This window comes from Variovorax sp. TLI9-5A (genome assembly GCF_056867935.1).
Map to the genome: position 1 here is coordinate 3866360 of NZ_CP200310.1, position 23303 is coordinate 3889662.

At 67.4% G+C, this 23303-nt stretch carries 21 protein-coding genes; 18 read left to right on the forward strand and 3 right to left on the reverse strand.

The annotated features are described in order from the left end of the window. Positions 1–5: 5 nt before the first annotated feature. The 8 genes from lptF to AC1VNX_RS18230 all read left to right on the forward strand — a co-directional run bounded on the left by lptF (position 6) and on the right by AC1VNX_RS18230 (position 6081). Positions 6–1136, forward strand: coding sequence for an LPS export ABC transporter permease LptF (lptF, locus tag AC1VNX_RS18195; RefSeq protein ID WP_483158092.1), 1131 nt, complete (start codon positions 6–8; stop codon positions 1134–1136). Continuing rightward, on the forward strand, positions 1133–2245 hold the full coding sequence (gene lptG, locus AC1VNX_RS18200; RefSeq protein ID WP_483158094.1) for an LPS export ABC transporter permease LptG: 1113 nt from the start codon (positions 1133–1135) through the stop codon (positions 2243–2245). Before lptF ends, lptG begins: the two co-directional genes overlap by 4 nt. Then, positions 2242–2610, forward strand: coding sequence for a sirohydrochlorin chelatase (locus AC1VNX_RS18205; protein ID WP_483158096.1), 369 nt, complete (start codon positions 2242–2244; stop codon positions 2608–2610). Before lptG ends, AC1VNX_RS18205 begins: the two co-directional genes overlap by 4 nt. 63 nt (positions 2611–2673) lie before the next feature. Next, positions 2674–3615, forward strand: coding sequence for a CysB family HTH-type transcriptional regulator (locus AC1VNX_RS18210; protein WP_125950822.1), 942 nt, complete (start codon positions 2674–2676; stop codon positions 3613–3615). 160 nt (positions 3616–3775) lie between these two features. Next, complete coding sequence (locus AC1VNX_RS18215) at positions 3776–4942, forward strand: pyridoxal phosphate-dependent aminotransferase (RefSeq protein WP_483158098.1); 1167 nt, start codon at positions 3776–3778, stop codon at positions 4940–4942. A 46-nt stretch (positions 4943–4988) separates the two neighbouring features. Next, entirely contained in the window at positions 4989–5372 is a 384-nt protein-coding gene (locus tag AC1VNX_RS18220) for a rard protein (protein WP_483158100.1), read from the forward strand. Beyond that, positions 5369–5824 (forward strand): DUF3592 domain-containing protein, encoded by a 456-nt coding sequence (locus tag AC1VNX_RS18225; RefSeq protein WP_483158102.1) that lies wholly within the window; start codon positions 5369–5371, stop codon positions 5822–5824. Before AC1VNX_RS18220 ends, AC1VNX_RS18225 begins: the two co-directional genes overlap by 4 nt. A gap of 98 nt (positions 5825–5922) precedes the next feature. Next, positions 5923–6081 carry a DUF3309 family protein gene (locus tag AC1VNX_RS18230; RefSeq protein ID WP_019652835.1) on the forward strand — a complete coding sequence of 53 codons (159 nt, stop codon included), beginning with the start codon at positions 5923–5925 and terminating at the stop codon, positions 6079–6081. A 68-nt stretch (positions 6082–6149) separates the two neighbouring features. Here AC1VNX_RS18230 and hrpA read toward each other — a convergent pair whose 3' ends face one another. Then, a complete protein-coding gene (hrpA, locus tag AC1VNX_RS18235; RefSeq protein WP_483161977.1) occupies positions 6150–9932 on the reverse strand; it encodes an ATP-dependent RNA helicase HrpA in 3783 nt (1260 codons plus the stop codon). Positions 9933–10399: 467 nt separating this feature from the next. On the opposite strand from hrpA, the gene AC1VNX_RS18240 reads away from it, so the two are divergent. The 10 genes from AC1VNX_RS18240 (at position 10400) to AC1VNX_RS18285 (ending at position 22820) form a co-directional block, all read left to right on the forward strand. Further along, positions 10400–12409, forward strand: a complete 2010-nt coding sequence (locus AC1VNX_RS18240; protein WP_483158105.1) for an AAA family ATPase — start codon at positions 10400–10402, stop codon at positions 12407–12409. 79 nt (positions 12410–12488) lie between these two features. Further along, positions 12489–13835: an amino-acid N-acetyltransferase gene (gene argA / locus AC1VNX_RS18245; RefSeq protein WP_483158107.1), complete on the forward strand. Its 1347-nt coding sequence runs from the start codon at positions 12489–12491 to the stop codon at positions 13833–13835. Positions 13836–13871: 36 nt separating this feature from the next. Next, positions 13872–14510 (forward strand): LysE family translocator, encoded by a 639-nt coding sequence (locus AC1VNX_RS18250; RefSeq protein WP_483158109.1) that lies wholly within the window; start codon positions 13872–13874, stop codon positions 14508–14510. Between the two features lie 99 nt (positions 14511–14609). Continuing rightward, on the forward strand, positions 14610–15830 hold the full coding sequence (dapC, locus tag AC1VNX_RS18255) for a succinyldiaminopimelate transaminase (protein WP_483158110.1): 1221 nt from the start codon (positions 14610–14612) through the stop codon (positions 15828–15830). Positions 15831–15876: 46 nt separating this feature from the next. Continuing rightward, positions 15877–16710, forward strand: coding sequence for a 2,3,4,5-tetrahydropyridine-2,6-dicarboxylate N-succinyltransferase (dapD, locus tag AC1VNX_RS18260; protein ID WP_483158112.1), 834 nt, complete (start codon positions 15877–15879; stop codon positions 16708–16710). Positions 16711–16788: 78 nt separating this feature from the next. Beyond that, complete coding sequence (locus AC1VNX_RS18265; RefSeq protein ID WP_483158114.1) at positions 16789–17937, forward strand: PilT/PilU family type 4a pilus ATPase; 1149 nt, start codon at positions 16789–16791, stop codon at positions 17935–17937. Between the two features lie 122 nt (positions 17938–18059). Next, the gene (gene dapE / locus AC1VNX_RS18270; protein ID WP_483158116.1) at positions 18060–19238 is read left to right on the forward strand and encodes a succinyl-diaminopimelate desuccinylase; all 1179 of its coding nucleotides are present in this window, start codon (positions 18060–18062) and stop codon (positions 19236–19238) included. Further along, positions 19235–20110 carry a 50S ribosomal protein L3 N(5)-glutamine methyltransferase gene (gene prmB, locus AC1VNX_RS18275; RefSeq protein ID WP_483158118.1) on the forward strand — a complete coding sequence of 292 codons (876 nt, stop codon included), beginning with the start codon at positions 19235–19237 and terminating at the stop codon, positions 20108–20110. Before dapE ends, prmB begins: the two co-directional genes overlap by 4 nt. Positions 20111–20281: 171 nt before the next feature. Further along, positions 20282–22279, forward strand: coding sequence for an ABC-F family ATP-binding cassette domain-containing protein (locus AC1VNX_RS18280; protein ID WP_483158120.1), 1998 nt, complete (start codon positions 20282–20284; stop codon positions 22277–22279). A gap of 37 nt (positions 22280–22316) precedes the next feature. After that, positions 22317–22820: a hypothetical protein gene (locus AC1VNX_RS18285; RefSeq protein ID WP_483158122.1), complete on the forward strand. Its 504-nt coding sequence runs from the start codon at positions 22317–22319 to the stop codon at positions 22818–22820. On the opposite strand, the gene AC1VNX_RS18290 is transcribed toward AC1VNX_RS18285, so the two are convergent. Then, positions 22771–23004, reverse strand: a complete 234-nt coding sequence (locus AC1VNX_RS18290; RefSeq protein ID WP_483158124.1) for a hypothetical protein — start codon at positions 23002–23004, stop codon at positions 22771–22773. The genes AC1VNX_RS18285 and AC1VNX_RS18290 overlap by 50 nt on opposite strands. A 7-nt stretch (positions 23005–23011) precedes the next feature. Further along, on the reverse strand, positions 23012–23257 hold the full coding sequence (locus tag AC1VNX_RS18295) for a helix-turn-helix domain-containing protein (protein ID WP_483158126.1): 246 nt from the start codon (positions 23255–23257) through the stop codon (positions 23012–23014). Between the last annotated feature and the right edge of the window lie 46 nt (positions 23258–23303).

Genomic DNA, 23303 nt, shown 5'->3' on the forward strand with positions numbered 1-23303 from the left:
GAACGATGTTATTCCATTCTTCCCTACGCAAGGAGCTGTCCCGCAGCTTCGGAGCGACCCTCGTGGTACTGGTCACCATCGTGATGACCATGATGCTCATCCGCACCCTCGGGCTCGCGTCCAAGGGCAGTGTGAACCCGCAGGAGGTGTTCCTGGTGATGACCTACACGGTGCTCGGCTACATGCCGACCATCCTGAGTCTGAGCCTGTTCATCGCCATCGTCGGCACCCTGTCGCGCATGTACCGCGACAGCGAAATGGTCATCTGGTTCTCCAGCGGGCGCGGCATGGCCGACTTCGTCAAGCCGCTGTTCCGCTTCGCCTGGCCGGTGCTTATCCTGATCGCCGTGATGGCGCTGGTGGGCTGGCCGTGGGCCAACTCGCAGACCATCGGCATGCGCAAGCAGTACGAGCAGCGCAGCGACATCGAGCGGGTGGCGCCCGGTGAATTCCGCGAATCCGCCGGCCGGGTGCGCGTGTTCTTCATCGACAAGGAGACGCCGGACAACTCCAAGGCCACCAACGTCTTCATCTGGTCGATCGAGCGCAACATGCAGATCACGACCTCGGCGCGCAGCGGCAGCATCGAGAACATCGGCGATTCGCGCTACCTGCTGCTCAACAGCGGCCAGCGGCTCGAGCAGCCCATGACCAACACCGGCCTGAAGATCAGCGAATTCAAGACCTACGGCACGCGCGCCGGCGGAAGTTCCGGCCTCACGGGCGACGCGACGCCGCCCCGCGCGCGCACCACGCTGTCGCTGCTGACCGACGCGAGCGATGCGAGCCGGGGCGAGCTGGCCTGGCGCATCGGCATGCTGCTGGCGGCCATTAACTTCGTGCTGCTGGCGCTGAATGTGTCCAGCGGCAACCCGCGCGTGGGCCGCAGCGGCAACCTGCTGCTCGCGCTCTTCGCCTTCGTCGTCTACTACAACATGCTCAACCTTGGCCAGAGCTGGATCAGCTCGGGCAAGTACGGCATGGGCGGCTTCATGCTGCTGCTGCACGGCGGCGTGCTGCTGATCAACCTGGCATGGCTGGGCGCGCGCCAGAACAACTGGGGCCGCCGGATCAGGCCGAGCCCGCCTTCCGTCGCCGCCGTCGTGCCTTCCGCACCCAGGATCGAACCCACGTGAAAACGATAAGACGCCTGATCTACGTCGAGGTGCTGAAGGCCGTCGCGTTCGTGACGCTCGGCTTCCTGAGCCTCTTCTTCTTCTTCGACTTCGTCGACGAGCTGCAGTCCATCGGCAAGCCCGACAGCCTGAACTACGGCCCCGCGCAGGCATTGCTCTACGTGATGCTGCTGATCCCGAGCCATCTGTACGAACTGCTGCCGATCACGGTGCTGATCGGCTCGATCTTCGTCATGGCCCGGCTGGCGCAGAGCTCCGAATACACCATCCTGCGCACCAGCGGGCTGGGCCCCTGGCGCGCCCTGCGAACCCTGCTGCTCATGGGCATCGGCTTCGTCGTGCTGACCTTCGCCGTGGGCGACTATGTCGCGCCGATCTCCGAGCGCACGGGCCAGTTGCTCAAGGCCAAGTACCAGGGCACCTACTCGCTGGCCGGCAACACCGGCGCCTGGCTCAAGGAGAAGCGCGACAACGTCTCCTACGCGGTGAACGTGCTGGCCATCGACCGCAAGGGCGCGCTGAAGAGCCCGCGCATCTTCGAGTTCGACGAGAACGGCTACATCAAGACCCAGATCACTGCGGCCTCGGCCGCCATCGGCAGCGACGGCCACTGGATACTCACCGGCGTGGAAGAGCAGAAGTACGACACCCGCAGCTCGGCCGAGCAGGCACACATCGTCACCACCAAGATCCCGCAGCTGAACTGGCCGACCTCGCTGACCGCCGAAATGGTGTCGGTCGCCCTGCTGCGACCCGACCGGATGAGCACGATCGACCTGTTCGACTACATCCGCCACCTCGACGCCAACGGCCAGACCGCCCAGCGCTACGAGATCGAGTTCTGGCGCAAGGTGTTCTATCCGCTGTCGTGCCTGGTGATGGTGGTGCTCGCCCTGCCCTTCGCCTACCTGCACTTCCGCCAATCGGGCATCACCACCTACGTGTTCGGCGGCGTGATGATCGGCATCAGCTTCTTCCTGCTGAACAACGTGTTCGGCTATCTGGGCAACCTCAGCAACTGGTCGCCATGGCTCACGGCGGCGGCGCCAGGATTGATCTACTCGGTGATGTCGCTCACGGCCTTCAGCTGGCTGGTGCTGCGACGATGACGACCGCCCAGGGCATCGTCCTGCTGGCACACGGCTCTCGCGACGAGCGCTGGCGCCAGCCCATCGAGGCCGTTGCCGAACGGGTGCGCGCCGGCGATCCCGATGCCCGTGTGGCCTGCGCCTACATGGAACTGGCCACGCCCGACCTGCCCACCGCCACCGAGGCGCTGATTGCCGGCGGCGCCACCGCCATCCGCGTCGTTCCGCTCTTCCTCGGCATGGGCAAGCACGCCCGCGAAGACCTGCCGCTGCAGGTCGAGGCGCTGCGCCAGCGCTGGCCCGCAGTGGGCTTCTCGCTGGCCCGCATCGTGGGCGAAGAGCCCGAACTGGTCGATCTCCTGGCCAGGATTGCGGTCAAATCGTGAACATCCGGAAATTTCGATAGATTCCGAAGGCATAATGAATTCCGCAATAAGACGGAATTTGATATGAATCTGCATCAGTTCAAGTTTGTTCAGGAAGCCGTGCGGCGCAACCTGAACCTCACCGAGGCGGCCAAGGCGCTACACACCTCCCAGCCCGGCGTTTCCAAGGCCATCATCGAACTCGAGGAAGAACTGGGCGTCGAGATCTTCGCGCGCCACGGCAAGCGGCTGAAGCGCGTCACCGAGCCGGGCCAGCACGTCATCGCCAGCATCGAACTCATCATGCGCGAGGTGGGCAACCTCAAGCGCATCGGCGAGCAGTTCAGCGCACAGGACAGCGGCACCCTCTCCATCGCCACCACCCACACCCAGGCGCGCTACGTGCTGCCCGTGCCCGTGGCCAACCTGCGCGAGGCGTACCCCAAGGTCAACGTCAGCCTGCACCAGGGCTCGCCCGACCAGGTGGCTCGCATGGTGATCGACGAGATTGCCGAGATCGGCATCGCCACCGAGTCGCTCGACGGCTACGCCGAGCTGGTGACGCTGCCCTGCTACGAATGGCAGCACGTGCTGGTGCTGCCCAAGGACCACCCGCTGGCCTCCAAGGAGCGCGTCTCGCTCGAAGACCTGGCGAGCGAGCCGATCATCACCTACCACCCCTCGTTCACCGGCCGCACGCGCATCGACCATGCGTTCGCGCAGAAGAAGCTCACGCCGCGCATCGCGCTGGAGGCCATCGACTCCGACGTGATCAAGACCTACGTGCGCCTCGGGCTGGGCGTGGGCATCGTGGCCGAAATGGCGGTGCGCGACGAGTCGAACGCCGACCTCGTGGTGCGCCCGATGGGCCATGTGTTCGGCCAGAATATTGCGCGGGTCGCGTTCAAGCGCAGCGCCTACCTGCGCAACTTCGTGTTCAAGTTCGCCGAGCTGCTGTCCGACCGCCTCGACCGCAACCTCATCGCGAAGGCCTTGAGCGGCCACCAACAAGACTACGAACTGTAAACAGGATCACCCCCAGGCTTCGCGCACTTCGTGTCGCTTCGCCACCCCCTTGCAGGGGGCAACACCTGCGGCCCGGCAAAGCCGGTTCCGCGGTGTTCCTGGAAGGGGCGGCGACGAGCAAGTGGCATGTGGAACAACAGTTGAAGAAATCACGAACATCATGAGCACGTCCCCACGCACGCCCGACATCGTCACCAAGCTGCCGGCCGTCGGCACCACCATCTTCACCGTGATGTCGGCGCTGGCTGCCGAGAAGAACGCGGTCAACCTGGGCCAGGGCTTCCCTGACTTCAACTGCGACCCGAAGCTGCTCGAAGACGTGACGGCCGCCATGGCCGCGGGCCACAACCAGTACCCGCCGATGCCCGGCATTCCGGCACTGCGCGATGCCATCGCCGCCAAGATCTCGGCCCAGTACGGCCACAGCTACAGCGCGGCCACGGAAATCACCGTCACCGCCGGCGCCACGCAGGCCATCATCACGGCCATCCTCGCGGTGGTGCGTCCGGGCGACGAAGTGATCGTGCTCGAGCCCTGCTACGACAGCTACGTGCCCAACATCGAGCTGGCCGGCGGCAGCGTGGTGCGCGTGCCGCTGGTGCCCGGCACGTTCCGCCCCGACTTCGACAAGATCGCCGCCGCGCTCACGCCGCGCACGCGCGCCATCATCATCAACACGCCGCACAACCCGAGCGCCACGGTCTGGACCGAGGCCGAGATGCGCCAGCTCGAGGAGCTGCTCGCGCCCACCGACGTTTTCGTCATCAGCGACGAGGTCTACGAGCACATGGTGTTCGACGGCGCCCGCCACGAGAGCGTGGCGCGCTTTCCGGGACTGGCCGCGCGCAGCTTCATCGTCAGCAGCTTCGGCAAGACCTACCACGTCACCGGCTGGAAGGTCGGCTACGTGGCGGCGCCTGCCCCGCTGATGGCCGAGTTCCGCAAGGTGCACCAGTTCAACGTGTTCACCGTTAACACGCCGATGCAGCACGCGCTCGCGCAGTACATGGCCGAGCCGAAGCCATATCTCGAACTGCCGGCCTTCTACCAGCGCAAGCGCGACCTGTTCGCCGCCGGCCTGGCCGAGAAGACCCGCTTCAGGCTGCTGCGCAGCGAGGGCAGCTACTTCCAGTGCGTCGACATCTCGGCGGTGAGCGACCTCTCGGAAGCCGAGTTCTGCCTGTGGCTGACGCGCGAGATCGGCGTGGCCGCCATTCCGCTGTCGGCCTTCTACGGCGACGGCTTCGACCAGCGTGTGGTGCGTTTCTGCTTCGCCAAGAAGGACGAGACGCTGCTCGCGGCGCTGGAGCGCCTCGCGCGCCTCTGATCCCGGTTCGATAACGGCAGACAGCCCGCACCCGATGGCCATCACGATGAACAGGCCGCGACGGGTGCTTCTTGCACTGGCGCTCTCGTTCGTCGTGGCGGGCGTGCTCTCGCCCATCGTGCCGGAGGTGGCGGGCAAGTCTTACTCGGTGGTCGACGTGGTCCACAGCCTGCTCATCGGCGCCCTGTGCTACACGTGGTGCAGGGCCGACGGGCTCTGGCGCGGCGTGCTGCCGCCCGGGCGCTCTGCGCTGGTGGCAGGCATCTTCCCGCTGCTGGGCGTGCCGCTGTACTTCTTGCGGACCCGGCCTTTCCCGAGGGCAGTCGTCGCGACGCTTGGCGCCACCGCTTTCCTGGTGGCGTGCATCGGGCTGTCCGGTCTCTGCGCCATCGCGACCGCGACGCTGCTCGGAAAGCCGCTGCCCGAATGAAGAACAACCCCGTCGCGATCCTGAGGCTCGTTTTCGGTGCGGTCGCCGTGGTGCTGTGCGCCGTCGCATGGCTGCTGCACCACAACACGGCGTCCTTCATCGCGTCGGCCAGCCGCACCCAGGGCGAAGTGATGCGGCTTCTCTACGTCGAGAGCTCGAAGCGCAACGAGTCGGGCACCTGGAAGCCGCTGGTGCGCTTCAAGGCGCCGTCGGGCGAGATCATCGAGTTCGCGCCATCGAGCAGCAGCAGCCCGCCGGGCTACAAGGTCGGCGAGAAGGTGGATGTGTTCTTCGACCCGAACGACCCGCAGGACGCCATGCTCGACGGCTTTTTCTCGCTGTGGGGCGGCGCGCTCATCACGGGTGGGCTGGGCCTGGTTTTCCTGCTGGTGACGGCGGCGCTGCTCTTCGTGCCTGCAACCGGCCCGGCAAGGCGCCGACGCCCCCGGTAGGACGCAGGCTGACCACCGGAGGCGCTGCCTTCCGGCGACATGCGCGACACGGCAGGGCGAGCATGAAGGCTCATTGCAACAACGCCCTGGAGACCTCTATGTCGCTCTCGTTCATTCTGCTGATCATCCTGATCCTGCTACTGATCGGCGCACTGCCGAGTTGGGGCTACAGCCGCTCCTGGGGCTACGGACCCAGCGGCGGCCTCGGCCTGGTCGTCGTGATCGTCGTGATCCTGGTTCTCATGGGACGCATATAGGCCTCGCAGCCATCGCGTCCCGGCCCAAGCGGCCATGAAAAAGCCCGCTCGCGCGGGCTTTTCGCGTTTCAGGCCTGCAGCTGCGCCCAGGCCTTGTCCAGCCGCTTCACGCTCACCGGCTGTGGCGTACGCAGCTCCTGCGCGAAGAAGCTCACGCGCAGTTCCTCCAACAACCAGCGGAATTCGAGCATGCGCTCGTCCACCACGCCCTTGCGCTCGGCCACCAGGCGCCAGTAGCGCTGATCCTGCGGCTTCAGCTCTGCGAGCTTGCTCGCGTCGCGCGCGGGATCGGTACGCAGCTTGTCGAGACGCAGCACGATCGCCTTGAGATAGCGCGCGAAGTGCTGCAGCTGGGTCCATGGCGCATCGGCGATGAAGCGCTTGCCGACAAGGCGCTGTAGCTGCTGCGCGGCGTCCTGCACCGCATCGGGCTGAATCTTGGTGTCCTTGATCTTGCGCGCGGCCGCCGCGTACTCGACGAGGACAGTGCCGGCCAGCCGCGCCACCTCGTTGGCGATCAGCGTGAGGCGGCCACGGCCCTCCTCCAGCCGGCGCTTGAAGGCGAACTCGTCGGTCGGCAGCGGCTCCTGCAGGAAGGCGCGGTCGATCGCCACGTCGATGATCTGCGCGCGCAGCTCCTCCGAAGTGCCCAGCGGCATGTAGGCCACCGACATCTTCTGCAGGTCGGGGATGTTCTTCTCCAGGTACTTGAGCGCGTCCTTGAGCTGCAGCGCGAACAGGCGGCGCAGGCCGGCGCGGTGCTTGGCGGCGGCCACCGCCGGCTCGTCGAACACTTCGATGGTCACGGCGTCACCCTCGTCGCGCAGCGCCGGAAAGCCGATCAGCGATTGCGAGCCGCGCCGCACCTCCATCAGCTCGGGCAGTTCGCCGAAGGTCCAGGCCGTGTAGCGCTGGCCGGCCGGCAGCGCGGCGGGCGCGTCCGCGGCCTTGGCAGACGGCTTCGACCGACCTTCCGGCGCGGCTGCCGCGGCCTTCTTCTCCGGCGACGCCTTGACGTTCAACCCCGCCAATGCCTGGAAGGCGCCGCGCGCCTGCGCGCCCAGCTCGGCCTTCAGCGCACCGAGGTTGCGCCCCATGCCCAGCTGCCGGCCATGCTCGTCGACCACGCGCAGGTTCATGAACAGGTGCGGCGCCAGCATGTCGAGCTTGAAGTCGGCGCGCTTGACGTCGATGCTGGTCATGTCGCGCACGCGCTTGAGCAGCACGTCGGTCAGCGAGCCGGTGCCGAACAGTTCGGGCACCGAGAGTTCTTCCGCCAGCTTCGAGGCCGACTCGGGCAGCGGCACCAGCCGCGAGCGCGGGCGCTGCGGCAGGCTCTTGAGCAGCGCCTGGATCTTGTCCTTGAGCATGCCGGTCACCAGCCACTCGCAGCGCTCCTCGCTCACCTGATTGAGCACGAAAAGCGGCACGCTGACGGTGAGGCCGTCCTTCGCGTCGCCCGGCTCGTGCAGATAAGTCGCGGCGCAATCGACACCGCCCAGCCGCAGCGTCGGCGGGAAGGACTGCGTGGTGATGCCCGCCGCCTGGTGGCGCATGAGTTCGTCGCGCGTCAGGTACAGCAGGCGCGGCTGCTCCTTCGAGGCCTGGCGATACCAGTTCTCGAAGCTGGTGCCGCTGGCCACGTCGGCGGGCAGTTGCGCGTCGTAGAAGGCGAAGATCAGCTCGTCGTCGACCAGCACGTCCTGCCGGCGCGACTTGTGCTCCAGCCCCTCGACCTCGCGCACCAGCTTGCGGTTGGCCTGCAGGAACGGGAACCTGGTTTCCCACTGGCCACTCACCAGCGCCTCGCGGATGAAGATCTCGCGCGCCGCCACCGGATCGACCCGCGTGAAGTCGACGCGCCGGCCGCTGTACACCACCAGCCCATAGAGCGTCGCGCGCTCCAGCGCCGACACCTGCGCGCCCTTCTTCTCCCAGTGCGGGTCGAGCAGTTGCTTCTTCAGCAGGTGCCCCGCCACCTGCTCGAGCCACTGCGGCTCGATGTTGGCGATGCCGCGACCGAAGAGCCGCGTGGTCTCGACCAACTCGGCCGCGACGATCCAGCGGCCGGGCTTCTTCTTCAGGTGCGCACCGGGGTGCCGGTAGAACTTGATGCCGCGCGCGCCGAGGTAGGCCTCGTCGTCCTCCAGCTTCCAGCCGATGTTGCCCAAGAGGCCCGACAGCATCGACATGTGCAGCGCCTCGTAGCCCGCCGGCTCGGCGTTGATGCGCCACTTGTGCTCGGTGACCACCGTGAGCAGCTGCGAATGGATGTCGCGCCACTCGCGCACGCGGCGGATGTTGATGAAGTTCTGGCGCAGCAGCTGCTCGTACTGCCGGTTGCTGAGCTTGTGGGTGTCGCCGTGGCCGCCGCGCGCGTCGGCGATCCATTTCCACAGCCTCAGATAGCCGCTGAACTCGCTCTTCTCGTCGTCGAACTTGGAATGCGCCTGGTCGGCCTGCTGCTGCGCGTCCATCGGGCGGTCGCGCACGTCCTGCACGCTGAGGGCCGAGGCGATGACCAGCACTTCTTCCAGCGCGCTGCGCGAGCGGGCCTCCAGGATCATGCGGCCCACGCGCGGGTCCAGCGGCAGCTTCGACAGCTCGGCGCCGGTGTGGGTCAGCTCGTTGGCGTCGTCGACCGCGCCCAGTTCGTTGAGCAGCTGGTAGCCGTCGGCGATCGCGCGCGGCGACGGCGCCTCCAGGAACGGGAAGCGCGCCACGTCACCCAGGCGCAGCGATTTCATCCGCAGGATCACGCCGGCCAGCGACGAACGCAGGATTTCCGGATCGGTGAAGCGCGGGCGGCCTTCGAAGTCTTTCTCGTCGTAGAGCCGGATGCAGATGCCGTTCGCCACGCGCCCGCACCGACCCGCGCGCTGGTTGGCCGCCGCCTGGCTGATCGGCTCGACCAGCAACTGCTCGACCTTGCTGCGGAAGCTGTAGCGCTTGACGCGCGCGGTGCCGGTGTCGATCACGTAGCGGATGCCCGGCACGGTGAGCGAGGTTTCGGCCACATTGGTGGCCAGCACGATGCGGCGGCCCGTGTGGCCGTCGAAGATGCGGTCCTGCTCGGGGCCCGAGAGCCGCGCGAACAGCGGCAGCACTTCGGCGCTGCGCAGCAGCGGCTGGTGGCTCAGGTGGCGGCGCAGGTGGTCGGCCGCCTCGCGGATCTCGCGCTCGCCGGGCAGGAATACGAGGATGTCGCCAGCGTTGTGCGGATCGCGCCAGAGCTCGTCGACCGCGTCTGCGATGGCGTCGTTCAGGTCGTGCTCGCGCGATTCCTCGAAAGGCCGGTAGCGCTGCTCCACCGGATAGGTGCGGCCCGATACGAAGATGGTGGGCGCCGGCCCCTTCGCCGAGGCGAAATGCTGCGCAAAACGGTCGGCATCGATGGTGGCCGAGGTGACGATGACCTTCAGGTCGGGCCGGCGCGGCAGGATCTCGCGCAGATAGCCCAGCAGGAAGTCGATGTTCAGCGAGCGCTCATGGGCCTCGTCGATGATGAGCGTGTCATAGGCCTTCAGCAGAGGATCGGTCTGCGTCTCGGCCAGCAGGATGCCGTCGGTCATCAGCTTGACGGAGGCGTCTCGCGAGAGGCGGTCCTGGAAGCGCACCTTGAAGCCGACCACGTCGCCCAGCGGCGTATTCAGCTCCTCTGCGATGCGCTTGGCCACCGAGCTCGCGGCGATGCGGCGCGGCTGCGTGTGGCCTATGAGCCGGCCCTTGCCCGGCTCGGCGTTGAGCTTGCCGCGGCCCAACGCGAGGGCGATCTTCGGCAGCTGCGTGGTCTTGCCCGAGCCCGTCTCGCCGCAGACGATCACGACCTGGTGCGCCGAGATGGCGTCCATGATCTCCTCGCGCCTGCTGGAGACAGGAAGCGATTCGGGGAATTCGATGCGAAGGGGTGTGGTGGTCGTCAAGGGAAAACAGTCGTCGGGCCGGCGCGGCAGGCAAACCGTCGATTATCGGCGCGCACAGCCGCTGTTGCATGGCATCCACAGCGCGCGGCCTGGTTGCAACACGATCCGTAAATAGTCTTTACTCAATTGCAAACCGCCACTACGATCGCGTCCATGTCCTATCGCCTTGCCCTCACCACCTTGCGCCGTCGCTGCGCAAGCCGTGCGCCCCGCGCGCACGGAAGGGTCAAGTTGCCTCGCCCGGCCTGAAGCCGCGCCCTCGACACAGTCGGCGCGCTTCCCAGACAGAAGCGCCGCAACCGACACCCACAGCGTCACGCCTGCCGCCCGCCGATTCCTTCATGGTGAAGGAGCGGCCGCATTCCTGTTCCAGCCAGATATCCAAGAAGAAAAACATGTCCAAAGACATCCGTACCCAACTGCATGCCGAGCTCGCAGAACGCACTCGCCATCTGCAGACCATTTCCGAAGCCCTGAAGACCGAGCTCTTCGGCATCGACGACATCATCGATCGCGTGATCGATTCGCTTCGCGCCTGGTATGTGCTGCCGCAGCTCATCAGCCGCCCCGTCATCGTCTGCCTCTGGGGCCTCACCGGCACCGGCAAGACGCAGCTGGTGCGCAAGCTGGCCCAGCACCTTGGCTTCTACGACCGCTTCATCGAAGTGCAGATGGACGGCTTCAGCCATGGCTCGGGCCATCACAGCCGCGGCTCCATCTCGGCCATGCTGGCCGAGTCGGGCATCGCCGAGGGCATGCCCGGCATCCTGGTGCTGGACGAGTTCCAGCGCTTCCGCACGGTCGACAACGGCGGCAACGACGCCAAGGTCGAGCGCTACCAGGACGTGTGGGCGCTGCTGTCCGACGGCCGCCTGCCGCCGGCTCTGTCGATGCTCGGCGAGATCGAGTCGTCGCTGGCCTACGCCGAGTACACGCAGGACCGCGACGGCACCGACAAGAACAAGAAGTACGACAAGAAGCGCAAGCTGCATCTGTCGCCCTGGGAGGCGCGCGAGGTGAAGCGCTGCCTGAAGCTGTCGGAAACGCTGCTGCAGATCATGGCCTGGAAGCCCGCCGAGGTGCATGCGCGCCTGCGCGCCTTCCGCGACACGCAGCAGAGCTGGGAGACCGACTACAGCAAGCTGCTGGTGTTCGTCTCGGGCAACCTCGACGAGATGTACGCCGAGACGGCGCAGCGCGTCGAAGACTGCGACACCGACGCCGACATCTTCCACGAGCTGACGAAGAAGCTTTCCGTCATCGACGTTAAGAAGGCGCTGGCCGAGCGCTTCCGCCCCGAGCAGATCGCGCGCCTTGGCAACAACCACGTGATCTACCCCTCGTTCAACCGCGCGACCTACGTGCGCCTGATCCTGTCGATCTGCGACCGCTACGTGGCCGAGATCCAGGAAAGCTCCGGCGTGCGCTTCGTGCTCGACGCGAGCGTGTACGAGCAGATCTACGCCAATGCCGTGTTCCCGGCACAGGGCACGCGACCGCTGTTCTCGTCGATCCATGCGATCCTGAGCGCCACGCTGGTCAACGCCGCGCTGTGGGCGCTGGAGCAAGGCGCCAACGGCGGCGAGCCGGTGTGGCTCTCGCTGGACGCGGGCGTTTCCTGCATCACGGCCAAGTACCGCAAGGCGCGCCGCCAGTTTCCGGTGGCGCTGGAGCTGAATCGCCTCAAGCAGCGCTCGAGCGAGGACTTCCGCGCCCTGCTCGCGGTGCACGAGGCCGGCCACGGCGTGGTGTACGGCCTGCTCTTCGGCCGCGCGCCGCAGGAGATCAAGATCAACGTGGCCTCGTTCGAGGGCGGCTACAACAGCTACGAGCAGCGCAAGGCCTGGTCGAAGGAGAACCTGCGCGACCGCATCTGCGTGAGCCTTGCGGGCCGCGCCGCCGAGCAGATGGTGTTCGGCGAGCAGGCCTGCACTTCGGGTGCCACTCAGGACTTCATGCAGGCGACGGCCAATGCGGCGCAGTACGTCCGCCACTTCGCCTTCGGCACGCGCCTGAGCCGCACCGACGTCGCGAACGACCCGGGCGACAACGTCAACACCGACATCGCGGCCACCAACCCCGAGATCGAGGCACTGCTGGCGCAGGAGCAAGAGCGCGCGCTGACGCTGCTCGAGGCCCACACGCCGGCACTGATGACGGTGGTCGACGCGCTGCTGCGCGATGGCTCCATCGCGCCGGCCCAACTGGCCGCGATGCAGGATCTGCCCAGCCCGGCATCGGCGGCAGCCAATGCGGCCACCGACGCCTACGCGGCCCTGCTGGCGGGCTTCCGCGCCCGGCACGAGGGACTGCCGCTGCCGCCGCCACCCTCCGGGGGCAGCAGCAGTGGCGGTGGCGGCTCGGTTCCTGCCAGCGCGGCCCGCGTGCTGCGCGCGATCGCCTGATTCGCCCGACCCGGCCTGGGTCAGGCCGGGTCGGGCGGCGTCAGGCAAATGCCTCTTCATGAATGCACAATCACGCCCCATGTCCACCGTCTTCAATTTCACCTTCGTGCCCTGGTTCCGCTCGGTCGCGCCCTACATTCACACGCACCGCGGTAAGACTTTCGTGGTCGGGCTCGCGGGCGAGGCGATCGCGGCGGGCAAGCTGCAGAACATCGCGCAAGACCTGGCGCTGATCCAGAGCATGGGCGTGAAGATCGTGCTGGTGCACGGCTTCCGGCCGCAGGTCAACGAACAGCTGGCGGCCAAGGGGCACGAGGCGAAGTATTCGCACGGCATCCGCATCACCGACGAAGTGGCGCTCGACTCCGCGCAGGAAGCCGCCGGCCAGCTGCGCTACGAGATCGAGGCCGCCTTCAGCCAGGGCCTGCCCAACACGCCGATGGCGGGCTCCACGGTTCGGGTGATTTCGGGCAACTTCATCACCGCGCGCCCGGTGGGCGTGGTCGACGGAGTGGACTTCAAGCATTCGGGCCTGGTGCGCAAGGTGGACGCCGCCGGCATCCGCCGCACGCTGGACTTCGGCGCCATGGTGCTCATGTCGCCCTTCGGCTTTTCGCCCACGGGCGAAGCCTTCAACCTGACGATGGAAGAAGTCGCCACCAGCGTGGCCATCTCGCTGCAGGCCGACAAGCTGATCTTCCTGACCGAGATTCCCGGCATCCGCATCGACAGCGAGCTGCCCGAGAGCGAGGACAACCCCATCGACACCGAGCTGCCGCTGGACGCCGCCGAGAAGCTGCTGGCCTCGCTGCCCCCACCGCAGAAGCCCACCGACACCGCCTTCTACCTGCAGCACTGCGTGAAGGCCTGCAAGGCGGGCGTGGAGCGCAACCATATCCTGCCCTTCGCCCTCGACGGCTCGCTGCTCTTGGAGGTGTACGTGCACGACGGCGTCGGCACCATGGTGATCGACGAGAAGCTCGAAAGCCTGCGCGAGGCCTCGGTGGACGACATCGGCGGCATCCTGCAGCTGATCGAGCCCTTCGAGCGCGACGGCACGCTGGTCAAGCGCGACCGCACGGAGATCGAGCGCGACATTCACCAGTACACGGTGGTCGAGCACGACGGCGTGATCTTCGGCTGCGCGGCGCTCTACCCCTACCCCGAGGCGCTTACCGCCGAGATGGCGGCGCTCACGGTGTCGCCGCAGTCGCAGTCGCAAGGCGACGGCGAACGCATCCTCAAGCACATCGAGCACCGCGCCAAGGCCATCGGCCTGGAGAGCATCTTCGTGCTCACCACGCGCACCATGCACTGGTTCCTCAAGCGCGGCTTCCAGCAGGTCAACCCCGACTGGCTGCCCGAAGCCCGCAAACGCAAGTACAACTGGGACCGCAAGAGCCAGGTGCTGGTCAAGAAGATCTAGCCCGGCCGCCAAGAACTCACCAAGGAGACTGCCCCGATGACGCTCGCCACCGCCCTGCTCTTCGCCATCGTGGCCTTCGCCGCCATCGCCACGCCCGGGCCCACGGTGCTGCTGGCGCTCAGCAACGGCTCGCGCCACGGCGTGCGCCGCGCGCTGCCGGGCATGCTCGGGGCAGTGCTGTCCGACTTCGTGCTGGTCGGTGCGGTGGCGCTGGGCCTGGGCGCACTGCTGGCCGCGTCGGAGTTCTGGTTCTCGATGCTGAAATGGGTGGGCGCGATCTACCTGGCCTGGCTGGGCCTGCGCATGCTGCGCTCCAGGGGCGGCTTCCACCTGCCGGCCGCCGATGCGGCGCCCTCGGCCACGGCGGGCGAGAGCCGGCGCATCTTCCTCAAGTCCTTCCTGGTGGCGGTGACCAACCCCAAGGGCTACATCTTCTGCTCGGCGCTGCTGCCGCAGTTCATCGACCCGTCGGCGGCCCAGGCGCCCCAGTACATCGTCATCGCGCTGATCTTCGCGGGCCTGGACATGGCGGTGATGCTGGCCTATGCCTTCGTCGGCGCCCGGGCGATCCGGCTGCTGACCATCTCTGCCACGCGTTGGATCGACCGCGCCTGCGGCGGCATGCTGCTGGCGCTGGCCGGCTCGCTGGCCTTCTACCGGCGCAGCACCGTCTGAAAACACCTGGCTGCGCCTGAAAACGCCTGCGGCGCCGGCTGCCTTCGGGAGTAGCCGCTTCGCCGGGAGCGTTAACGCCTGTCACCGATAATCCCGGCCATGAACCCCCTGCTTTCCCGGTTGCAACCCTACCCCTTCGAGCGGCTGAAGCAGCTGTTCGCGGGCGTCACGCCCAACCCCGAGTTCCCGGCCATCAGCCTGGGCATCGGCGAACCCAAGCACGCCACGCCGGGCTTCATCAAGGACGCGCTGAGCGCCAGCCTCGGCGCGCTGGCCGCCTACCCCGCCACCGCCGGCGACCTGAAGCTGCGCACCGCCTTCACCGACTGGCTCAAGACCCGCTACAGCCTCTCCCTCGACCCGGCCACGCAGGTGCTGCCGGTCAACGGCTCGCGCGAGGCGCTGTTCTCGCTGGCCCAGACAGTGGTCGACCCGACGGCCTCGCCGCAGCCGGTGGTGATGTCGCCCAACCCGTTCTATCAGATCTACGAAGGCGCGGCCCTGCTGGCCGGCGCCGAGCCTTACTACGTGCCCAGCGTGCCGGAGCGCAATTTCGCGGTCGACTGGGACAGCGTGCCCGGGGAGGTCTGGGCCCGCACCCAGCTGGTGTTCGTCTGCTCGCCGGGCAACCCCACCGGCGCGGTGATGGCGCTGGACGAGTGGAAGAAGCTCTTCGCGCTTTCCGATCGCCACGGCTTCGTGATCGCGGCCGACGAGTGCTACAGCGAGATCTACTTCCGCGACGAGCCCCCGCTCAGTGGCCTCGAGGCCTCGCTGAAGCTGGGCCGGCCCGACTTCCGCAACCTGATCGCGCTGACCTCGCTGTCCAAGCGCAGCAACGTGCCCGGCCTGCGCAGCGGCTTCGTGGCGGGCGACGCGGCCATCATCAAGAAGTTTCTGCTCTACCGCACCTACCACGGCAGCGCCATGAGCGGCACCGTGGCCGCGGCCAGCATCGCGGCCTGGGGCGACGAATCGCACGTGGTCGACAACCGCGCCCAGTACCGCGCCAAGTTCGCGGCCGTCACCCCGCTGCTGGAGCCGGTGCTCGACGTGCGGCTGCCCGACGCCAGTTTCTACCTGTGGGCCGGCGTGCCCGAAGTGTGGGCTGGCGACGACGAAGCCTTCGCCCGGGCGCTTTACGCTCAATACAATGTGACCGTTCTGCCGGGGAGCTATCTGGCGCGCCAGACCACCTACGGCGCGCACAGCGTCAACCCCGGCCGGGGCCGCATCCGCATGGCGCTTGTGGCCGAAACGGCCGAATGCGTGGAGGCCGCACAGCGCATCGTGCGCTTCTGCAAGGAAGCCCGCCGCTGATCCGCCTTGCCTGGCCCCTGCTCCCATTTTTCACCCGAGACTCTCCATGACCCAGCAACTGCAACAAATCATCGACGCCGCGTGGGAAGACCGCGCCAACATCTCGGTCGCCTCGTCGCCGGCCGAAGTGCGCGACGCCGTCGAGCACGTCATCACCGAACTCAACAACGGCAAGCTGCGCGTGGCCACCCGCGAAGGCGTGGGCAAGTGGACCGTGCACCAGTGGGTCAAGAAGGCCGTGCTGCTGTCGTTCCGCCTGAAGGACAACGAGCAGATGCAGGCCGGCTCGCTCGGCTTCTACGACAAGGTGCCCACCAAGTTCTCGCACCTGTCGGCCAACGAGCTGAAGGAATCGGGCGTGCGCATCGTGCCGCCGGCCGTGGCCCGCCGCGGCAGCTTCATCGCCAAGGGCGCGATCCTGATGCCTTCCTACGTGAACATCGGCGCCTATGTGGGCGAAGGCTCCATGGTCGACACCTGGGCCACCGTGGGCTCGTGCGCGCAGGTCGGCGCCAACGTGCACCTGTCGGGCGGCGTGGGCCTGGGCGGCGTGCTGGAGCCGCTGCAGGCCAACCCGACCATCATCGAGGACAACTGCTTCATCGGCGCGCGCTCCGAAGTCGTGGAAGGCGTGATCGTCGAAGAGAACTCCGTGCTCGGCATGGGCGTGTACATCGGCCAGAGCACCCCGATCTTCAACCGCGACACCGGCGAAATCTCGTACGGCCGCGTGCCGTCGGGCAGCGTGGTCATCAGCGGCAACCTGCCCAAGAAGACCAAGTCGGGCCAGGACTACAGCACCTACGCCGCGATCATCGTGAAGACGGTCGACGCGCAGACGCGCTCCAAGACGAGCCTGAACGACCTGCTGCGCGACTGATCACTCCCCCGGCCCCTTGCAGGGCCGGTTTTCCTTCAGAGCCCCTGAGAAAACAACAGCACCCGAGGAGAGAGACCGATGAACATGATGGAACGGCTTCTTCGTCTGATGGCCGAACGCAAGGCCTCCGACATCTATCTCTCGGCCCACTCGCCGGTGCTGATCCGCATCAACGGCATCTGCCTGCCGGTCAACGCGCAGGTGCTGCCGCCCACGGCGCCGCTCACGCTGCTGTCCGAGGTGGTGCCCGCGGGGCGCATCCAGGAGCTGGAAAGCTCGGGCGAGCTCAACATGGCGGTGCACATCGAAGGCGCCGGCAACTACCGCATCAGCGCCATGCGCCAGCGCGGCACCTACGCGGTGGTGGTGCGGCACATCGCCTCCACCATCCCGAGCTTCGACGAGCTGAACCTGCCCGACATCCTGAAGACGCTCATCATGGAGCGGCGCGGGCTGATCCTGATGGTCGGCGCCACCGGCGCGGGCAAGACCACCACGCTGGCCTCGATGCTCGACTACCGCAACGAGCACGCCAGCGGCCACATCCTCACGGTCGAGGAGCCGATCGAGTTCACCTACACCAACAAGAAGTCGGTGGTGAACCAGCGCGACGTGGGCAGCGACACCACCTCGCTGCAGACGGCGCTGAAGAACGCGCTGCGCCAGGCGCCCGACGTGATCCAGATCGGGGAGATCCGCGACCGCGACACCATGTCCGCCGCCATCGCCTATGCGCAGTCGGGCCACCTGTGCGTGGCCACGCTGCACGCCAACAACAGCTACCGCGCGCTGAACCGCATCCTGAGCTTCTACCCCGTCGAGGTGCGCCCCACGCTGCTGGGCGACCTGGGCGGCGCGCTGCGCGCCATCGTGTCGCAGCGCCTGCTGCGCACGCCGACCGGCGGCCGCGTGCCAGCGCTCGAAGTCATGCTCAACACCGCGCTGGTGGCCGAGCTGATCGAGAAGGGCGACTTCTCCGGCGTGAAGGAGGCCATGGAAAAGTCGATGGCCGAAGGCTCGCAGACCTTCGAGGAAGACATCGCCCGCCTCATCGTCGAGGAGCGCGTCACCCGCGAAGAGGGCCTGTCGCAGGCCGACTCGCCCACCAACCTCATGTGGCGCCTGCAGAACCGCGCGGCGCCCAAGCAGCAGGTCGACGACCGCAACCTGACCGACCAAGTCGACGAACCCACCTTTACCGACATCACGCTAGACGTCAAATTCTGACTCTCCCCCAGGCTGCGCGCACTTCGTGTCGCTTCGCCAACCCCCTCGCAGGGGCAACACCAGCGGCCCGGCAAAGCCGGTTCCGCGGTGTTCCTGGAAGAGTCCCGCTCCATTCCTGTGCCATGTCCCGAACTCTCCAGCTAGCCGAACAACTCATCTCGCGCCCTTCCGTCACCCCCGACGACGCGGGCTGCCAGCAGATCCTCGGCGAGCGGCTGGCGCGGCTGGGCTTCACGCTGGAGACCATCGAGAGCGGCCCGGCCGACTTCCGGGTGACCAACCTGTGGGCGGTGCGCCGTCCCGCGAACGCCAAGGCCGCCACGAAGACGCTGGTGTTCGCCGGCCACACCGACGTGGTGCCCACCGGCCCCGTCGAGCAGTGGACCAGCCACCCTTTCACGCCCACGCACCGCGACGGCAAGCTCTACGGCCGCGGCGCCTGCGACATGAAGACCTCGGTCGCGGCCTTCGTGACCTCCATCGAAGACTTTTTGCAGGCCGTGCCCGATCCGCGGCTCACGCTGGCCCTGCTGCTCACCAGCGATGAGGAAGGCCCCGGCGTCGACGGCACCGTCGTCGTCTGCAATGCGCTGGCCGCGCGCGGCGAGACCATCGACTACTGCATCGTCGGCGAACCCACGGCCGTGGAACGCTGCGGCGACATGATCAAGAACGGCCGACGCGGCACCATGAGCGGCAAGCTCTCGGTCAAGGGTGTGCAGGGCCACATCGCCTACCCGCACCTGGCGAAGAACCCGGTGCATGCGGTCGCGCCCGCGCTGGCCGAACTGGTGGCCATCAACGCCGCCGGCGGCTGGGATGCCGGCAACGCGTATTTCCAGCCGACCAGCTGGCAGATCAGCAACTTCCACGCGGGCACCGGCGCGAGCAACGTGATCCCGGGCAACGCGGTGATCGACTTCAACTTCCGCTTCTCGACCGAGTCCACGCCCGAGTCGCTGCAGCAGCGCGTGCATGCCGTACTCGACGCGCACAAGGTCGACTACACCCTGGCCTGGACCGTCGGCGGCCTGCCCTTCCTCACCACGCCCGGCGAGCTGGTGGAAGCCGTGCAAGGCGCCATCCGCGACGAGACCGGCATCGAGACCGAACTGTCGACCAGCGGCGGGACCAGCGACGCACGCTTCATCGCCAAGATCTGCAGGCAGGTGGTCGAGCTGGGCCCGGTGAACGCCAGCATCCACAAGATCGACGAGCACATCGACGTGGCCGAGATCGAGACGCTGAAGAACATCTACCTGCGCACCCTGAAGCGGCTGGACGCCGCGCTCGCCGGATGAGCACCGTCATCGGACTCATCGAGGCGGCCGCAAAGCGGCTGGAAGAAGCCGGCGTCGCCTTCGGCCACGGAACCGCCAACGCCTTTGACGAAGCCGCCTGGCTGGTGCTGTGGCGCCTGAAGCTGCCGCTGGACGACCTCGACGGCGTGGCCGACAGGCCCGTGTCGCCTGCCGACGCGGGCAAGGTGGCGGCGCTCATCGACGAACGCATCTCCACCCGCAAGCCTGCTGCCTACCTCACGAAGGAAGCCTGGCTGCAGGGCGTGCCCTTCTACGTGGACGAGCGCGCCATCGTGCCGCGCAGCTTCATCGCCGAGCTGATCGCCGACGGGACCATCGACTACTGGCTGGGCGAACACACGCAACGCGTACTTGACCTGTGCACCGGCAACGGCAGCCTCGCGGTGCTGGCGGCGCTCACGTATCCGGAGGTGACGGTGGACGCAGGCGACCTCTCGGTGCAGGCTCTCGAAGTGGCGGCCATCAACGTCACCCGCCACGCGCTGGACGCCCGAGTCAGGCTGATCGAGTCGGACGGGCTGAAGAACCTGCCCGGCCCCTACGACCTGGTGCTGTGCAACCCGCCCTACGTGAACAGCGCCAGCATGGCCGCCCTGCCCGCCGAATACCGCGCCGAGCCCGAACTGGCGCTGGCTGGCGGCACCGACGGCATGGATTTCGTGCGCCAGCTGTTCGCCGATGCGCCTTCGCGCATGAGCGAGCGTGCGGTGCTGGTGCTGGAGATCGGCAACGAGCGCGAGTACTTCGAGGCAGCCTTCCCGCAGCTCGAAGTCTTCTGGCTCGAAACCTCGGCGGGCGAAGACCAGGTTCTGCTGGTGACACGCGATGCCCTGGTGGCCGGCGCGCGTTAGCTGCGCCAGCCTGAGCCCCCTTCAGCCGCTTTCTCGCAGCAATTGGCTGCGAAACCCCATTCACCGGGCCATCTTCCCGCGCCTTTCCCTGCGTCATTTCCCCGTGCCTTTGCCCCCTTTTTCCGGGCGCGAAGGGCCGGGCGGGATAATCGCCCCTACGGTTCCTCTTTCATGATCACTCTCAAGAACGTCATTCTTCGCCGCAGCGCCAAGGTCCTGCTCGACGGCGCCACGGTAACCCTCAACCCCGGCGAGAAGGTCGGGCTTGTGGGCCGCAACGGCGCCGGCAAGTCGACCCTGTTCGCCCTGCTCAACGGCACGCTGCACGAAGACGGCGGCGATTTCTCCATTCCGAAGCAGTGGCGCATGGCCCAGGTGGCGCAGAACATGCCCGAGACCGAGGAGTCGGCCACCGACTTCGTGGTGGGCGGCGACACCCGCCTGACCGAACTGCGCCAGGCCCTGGCCGCCATCGAGGCCGCCTACGCCGAGAACCCCGACGACGCCGACATCGGCATGGAGCTCGCCCACGCCTACACCGACCTGGCCGACGCCGGCGAGCACGACGCCGTGCCGCGCGCGCAGGCGCTGATCCTCGGGCTGGGCTTCAAGACGCACGAGCTCGATGCCCCCGTCAACAGCTTCTCCGGCGGCTGGCGCATGCGCCTTCAGCTGGCGCGCGCGCTGATGTGCCCGAGCGACCTGCTGCTGCTCGACGAACCCACCAACCACCTGGACCTGGACGCGCTGGTCTGGCTCGAAGCCTGGCTGCAGAAGTATCCAGGCACCATGATCGTCATCAGCCACGACCGCGAGTTCCTCGATGCCGTGACCGACGTCACCCTGCACATCGCCAACGCCCAGCTCACGCGCTACGGCGGCAACTACAGCAAGTTCGAGGACATGCGCGCGCTGCAGATGGAGCAGCAGCAGCAGGCCTTCGCCAAGCAGCAGGACAAGATCGCCCACCTGCAGAAGTTCATCGACCGCTTCAAGGCCAAGGCCAGCAAGGCCAAGCAGGCGCAGAGCCGGGTCAAGGCGCTGGAGCGCATGGAACGGGTGGCACCGTTGCTGGCGGAGGCCGACTTCAGCTTCGAGTTCAAGGAGCCGGGCAACATCCCCAACCCGATGCTGTCGATCAGCAACGCGAGCTTCGGCTACGTGGTGGAGAACGAGGAGCCCAAGACCATCCTGCGCGGCGTCAACCGCTCGGTGCTGGCGGGCCAGCGCATCGGCATCCTGGGCGCCAACGGCCAGGGCAAGTCGACGCTGGTGAAGACCATCGCGCGCGAAATGGGCGCGCTGGCGGGCCAGGTCACCGAAGGCAAGGGCCTGAACATCGGCTACTTCGCGCAGCAGGAGCTCGACGTGCTGCACCCCGAGAGCAACCCGCTGGAGCACATGGTGCGCCTGGCACGCGAACTCGGCGGCAATGCCAAGGAGCCCTCGGGCGAGCAGGCGCTGCGCGGCTACCTGGGCAGCTTCAACTTCAGCGGCGACATGGTCAAGCAGCCCGTGGGCACCATGAGCGGCGGCGAAAAGGCCCGCCTCGTGCTCGCGATGATGGTGTGGCAGCGCCCCAACCTGCTGTTGCTGGACGAACCGACCAACCACCTGGACCTGGCCACCCGCGAGGCGCTGGCCGTGGCGCTCAACGAGTTCGAAGGCACGCTGATGCTGGTGAGCCACGACCGCGCGCTGCTGCGCTCGGTATGCGACGAGTTCTGGCTGGTGGGCCGCGGCGTGGTCGGCGACTTCGATGGCGACCTCGACGACTACCAGCGCTACCTGCTCGACGAGTCCAAGCGCCTGCGCGAGGAAGCCAAGGTGGCGGTGCGCCAGGCCGAGACCGCGGCAGCCGCTGCCGCCGTGTCGGCGGCCACACCCGCACCCGCCGCCGCCCCGCAGCAGCGCAAGCAGGACGCCCAGGAGCGCCAGCAGCGCAGCGACCAGGCCAAGCCGATCAAGCGCGAGATCGCCCAGATCGACGAGCGCCTGGCCAAGGCCGGCACCGAGCGAGCCGAACTCGAAGCGCGGCTGGCCCAGCCGCTGCCCTCCGGCGAGATCGCCGAGGCCGGCAAGCGGCTGAAGGCGCTCAACGATGAAATCGGCCGCCTCGAAGAGCGCTGGCTGGCCCTCTCGGACCAGCTGGAAGCCCTGGCGGCCTGAGCCACAGCAAGCAACCAACAAGCAAGGGAGTCGCCGGATGCCGTCAGCCATCGACCTGGCCCGGGGTGACGAAAAGCTCATCGCCGCCATCCACCGCAGCCGCCGCCTCATCAGCCGCAAGGCGCTGATGGCGGCAGCGGCCAGCGCGGTTCCCCTGCCCGGCCTCGACTGGATGGCCGACGCCGCGCTGCTCTCGCGGCTGGTGCCGCAGATCAGCGCGGAGTTCGGCCTGTCGGTCACGCAGGTCGAAAAGCTCGCGCCGCACCAGCGCGAGCGCATCCAGAAGGCCGCGACCACCGTGGGCGCGCTGCTGGTCGGAAGGCTGGTCACACGTGACCTGCTGCTGCGCCTGGCCAAGCATGCCGGCGTGCGCCTCACGGCCAAGCAGGCGACCAAGTACGTGCCCATCGCCGGGCAGGTGGTGTCGGCCGCGCTCGGCTATGCGGCGCTGCGGGCACTGGGCGAGCAGCACATCAAGGACTGCGTGCGCGTCAGTACCACCCTCGCTCTCGCGCCGCCCGAAGCGCACGCGAGCGCCTGAGCGCCTCGTCGTCGAAGAGCACCTGCGCCGCCCACGCCGCGCACACCAGCCCGAAACAGCCGCTGCCCGCGATGGCTGGGCGCGCCTCGATCAGCCCGAAGACCAGCCCCGCGATGGACAGCAGCGCCAGCAGCACGCACAGCGTGCGATCGAACCACAGGCCCGAAGGCGATAGTCGGCGCACCGTACGCTCATCGTTGCCGTTGCTCTTTCTTCGCCGGCTGGCGAAAAGCCTCCGGCCCCGGCTTCAGGGCCTCTTCCTTCACCCGCTGCTCGTAGGCCGCGACCAGCGCGACGTAGTGGCGCGACATCACGTCGGCCACCCGCCCCAGCCCGATCTTGCTGACCGTCGGCTGCGGAATGCCTGTTCTCTGTTCGATCTGCTTCTGCGTGAGCCCCATGGCCCTCAGCGCCAGAACCAACTCCCGTGGCTTCATGGCAATCCTCCCTTTTCTTACTATTCTAGAGTTTGAGAAGAATATT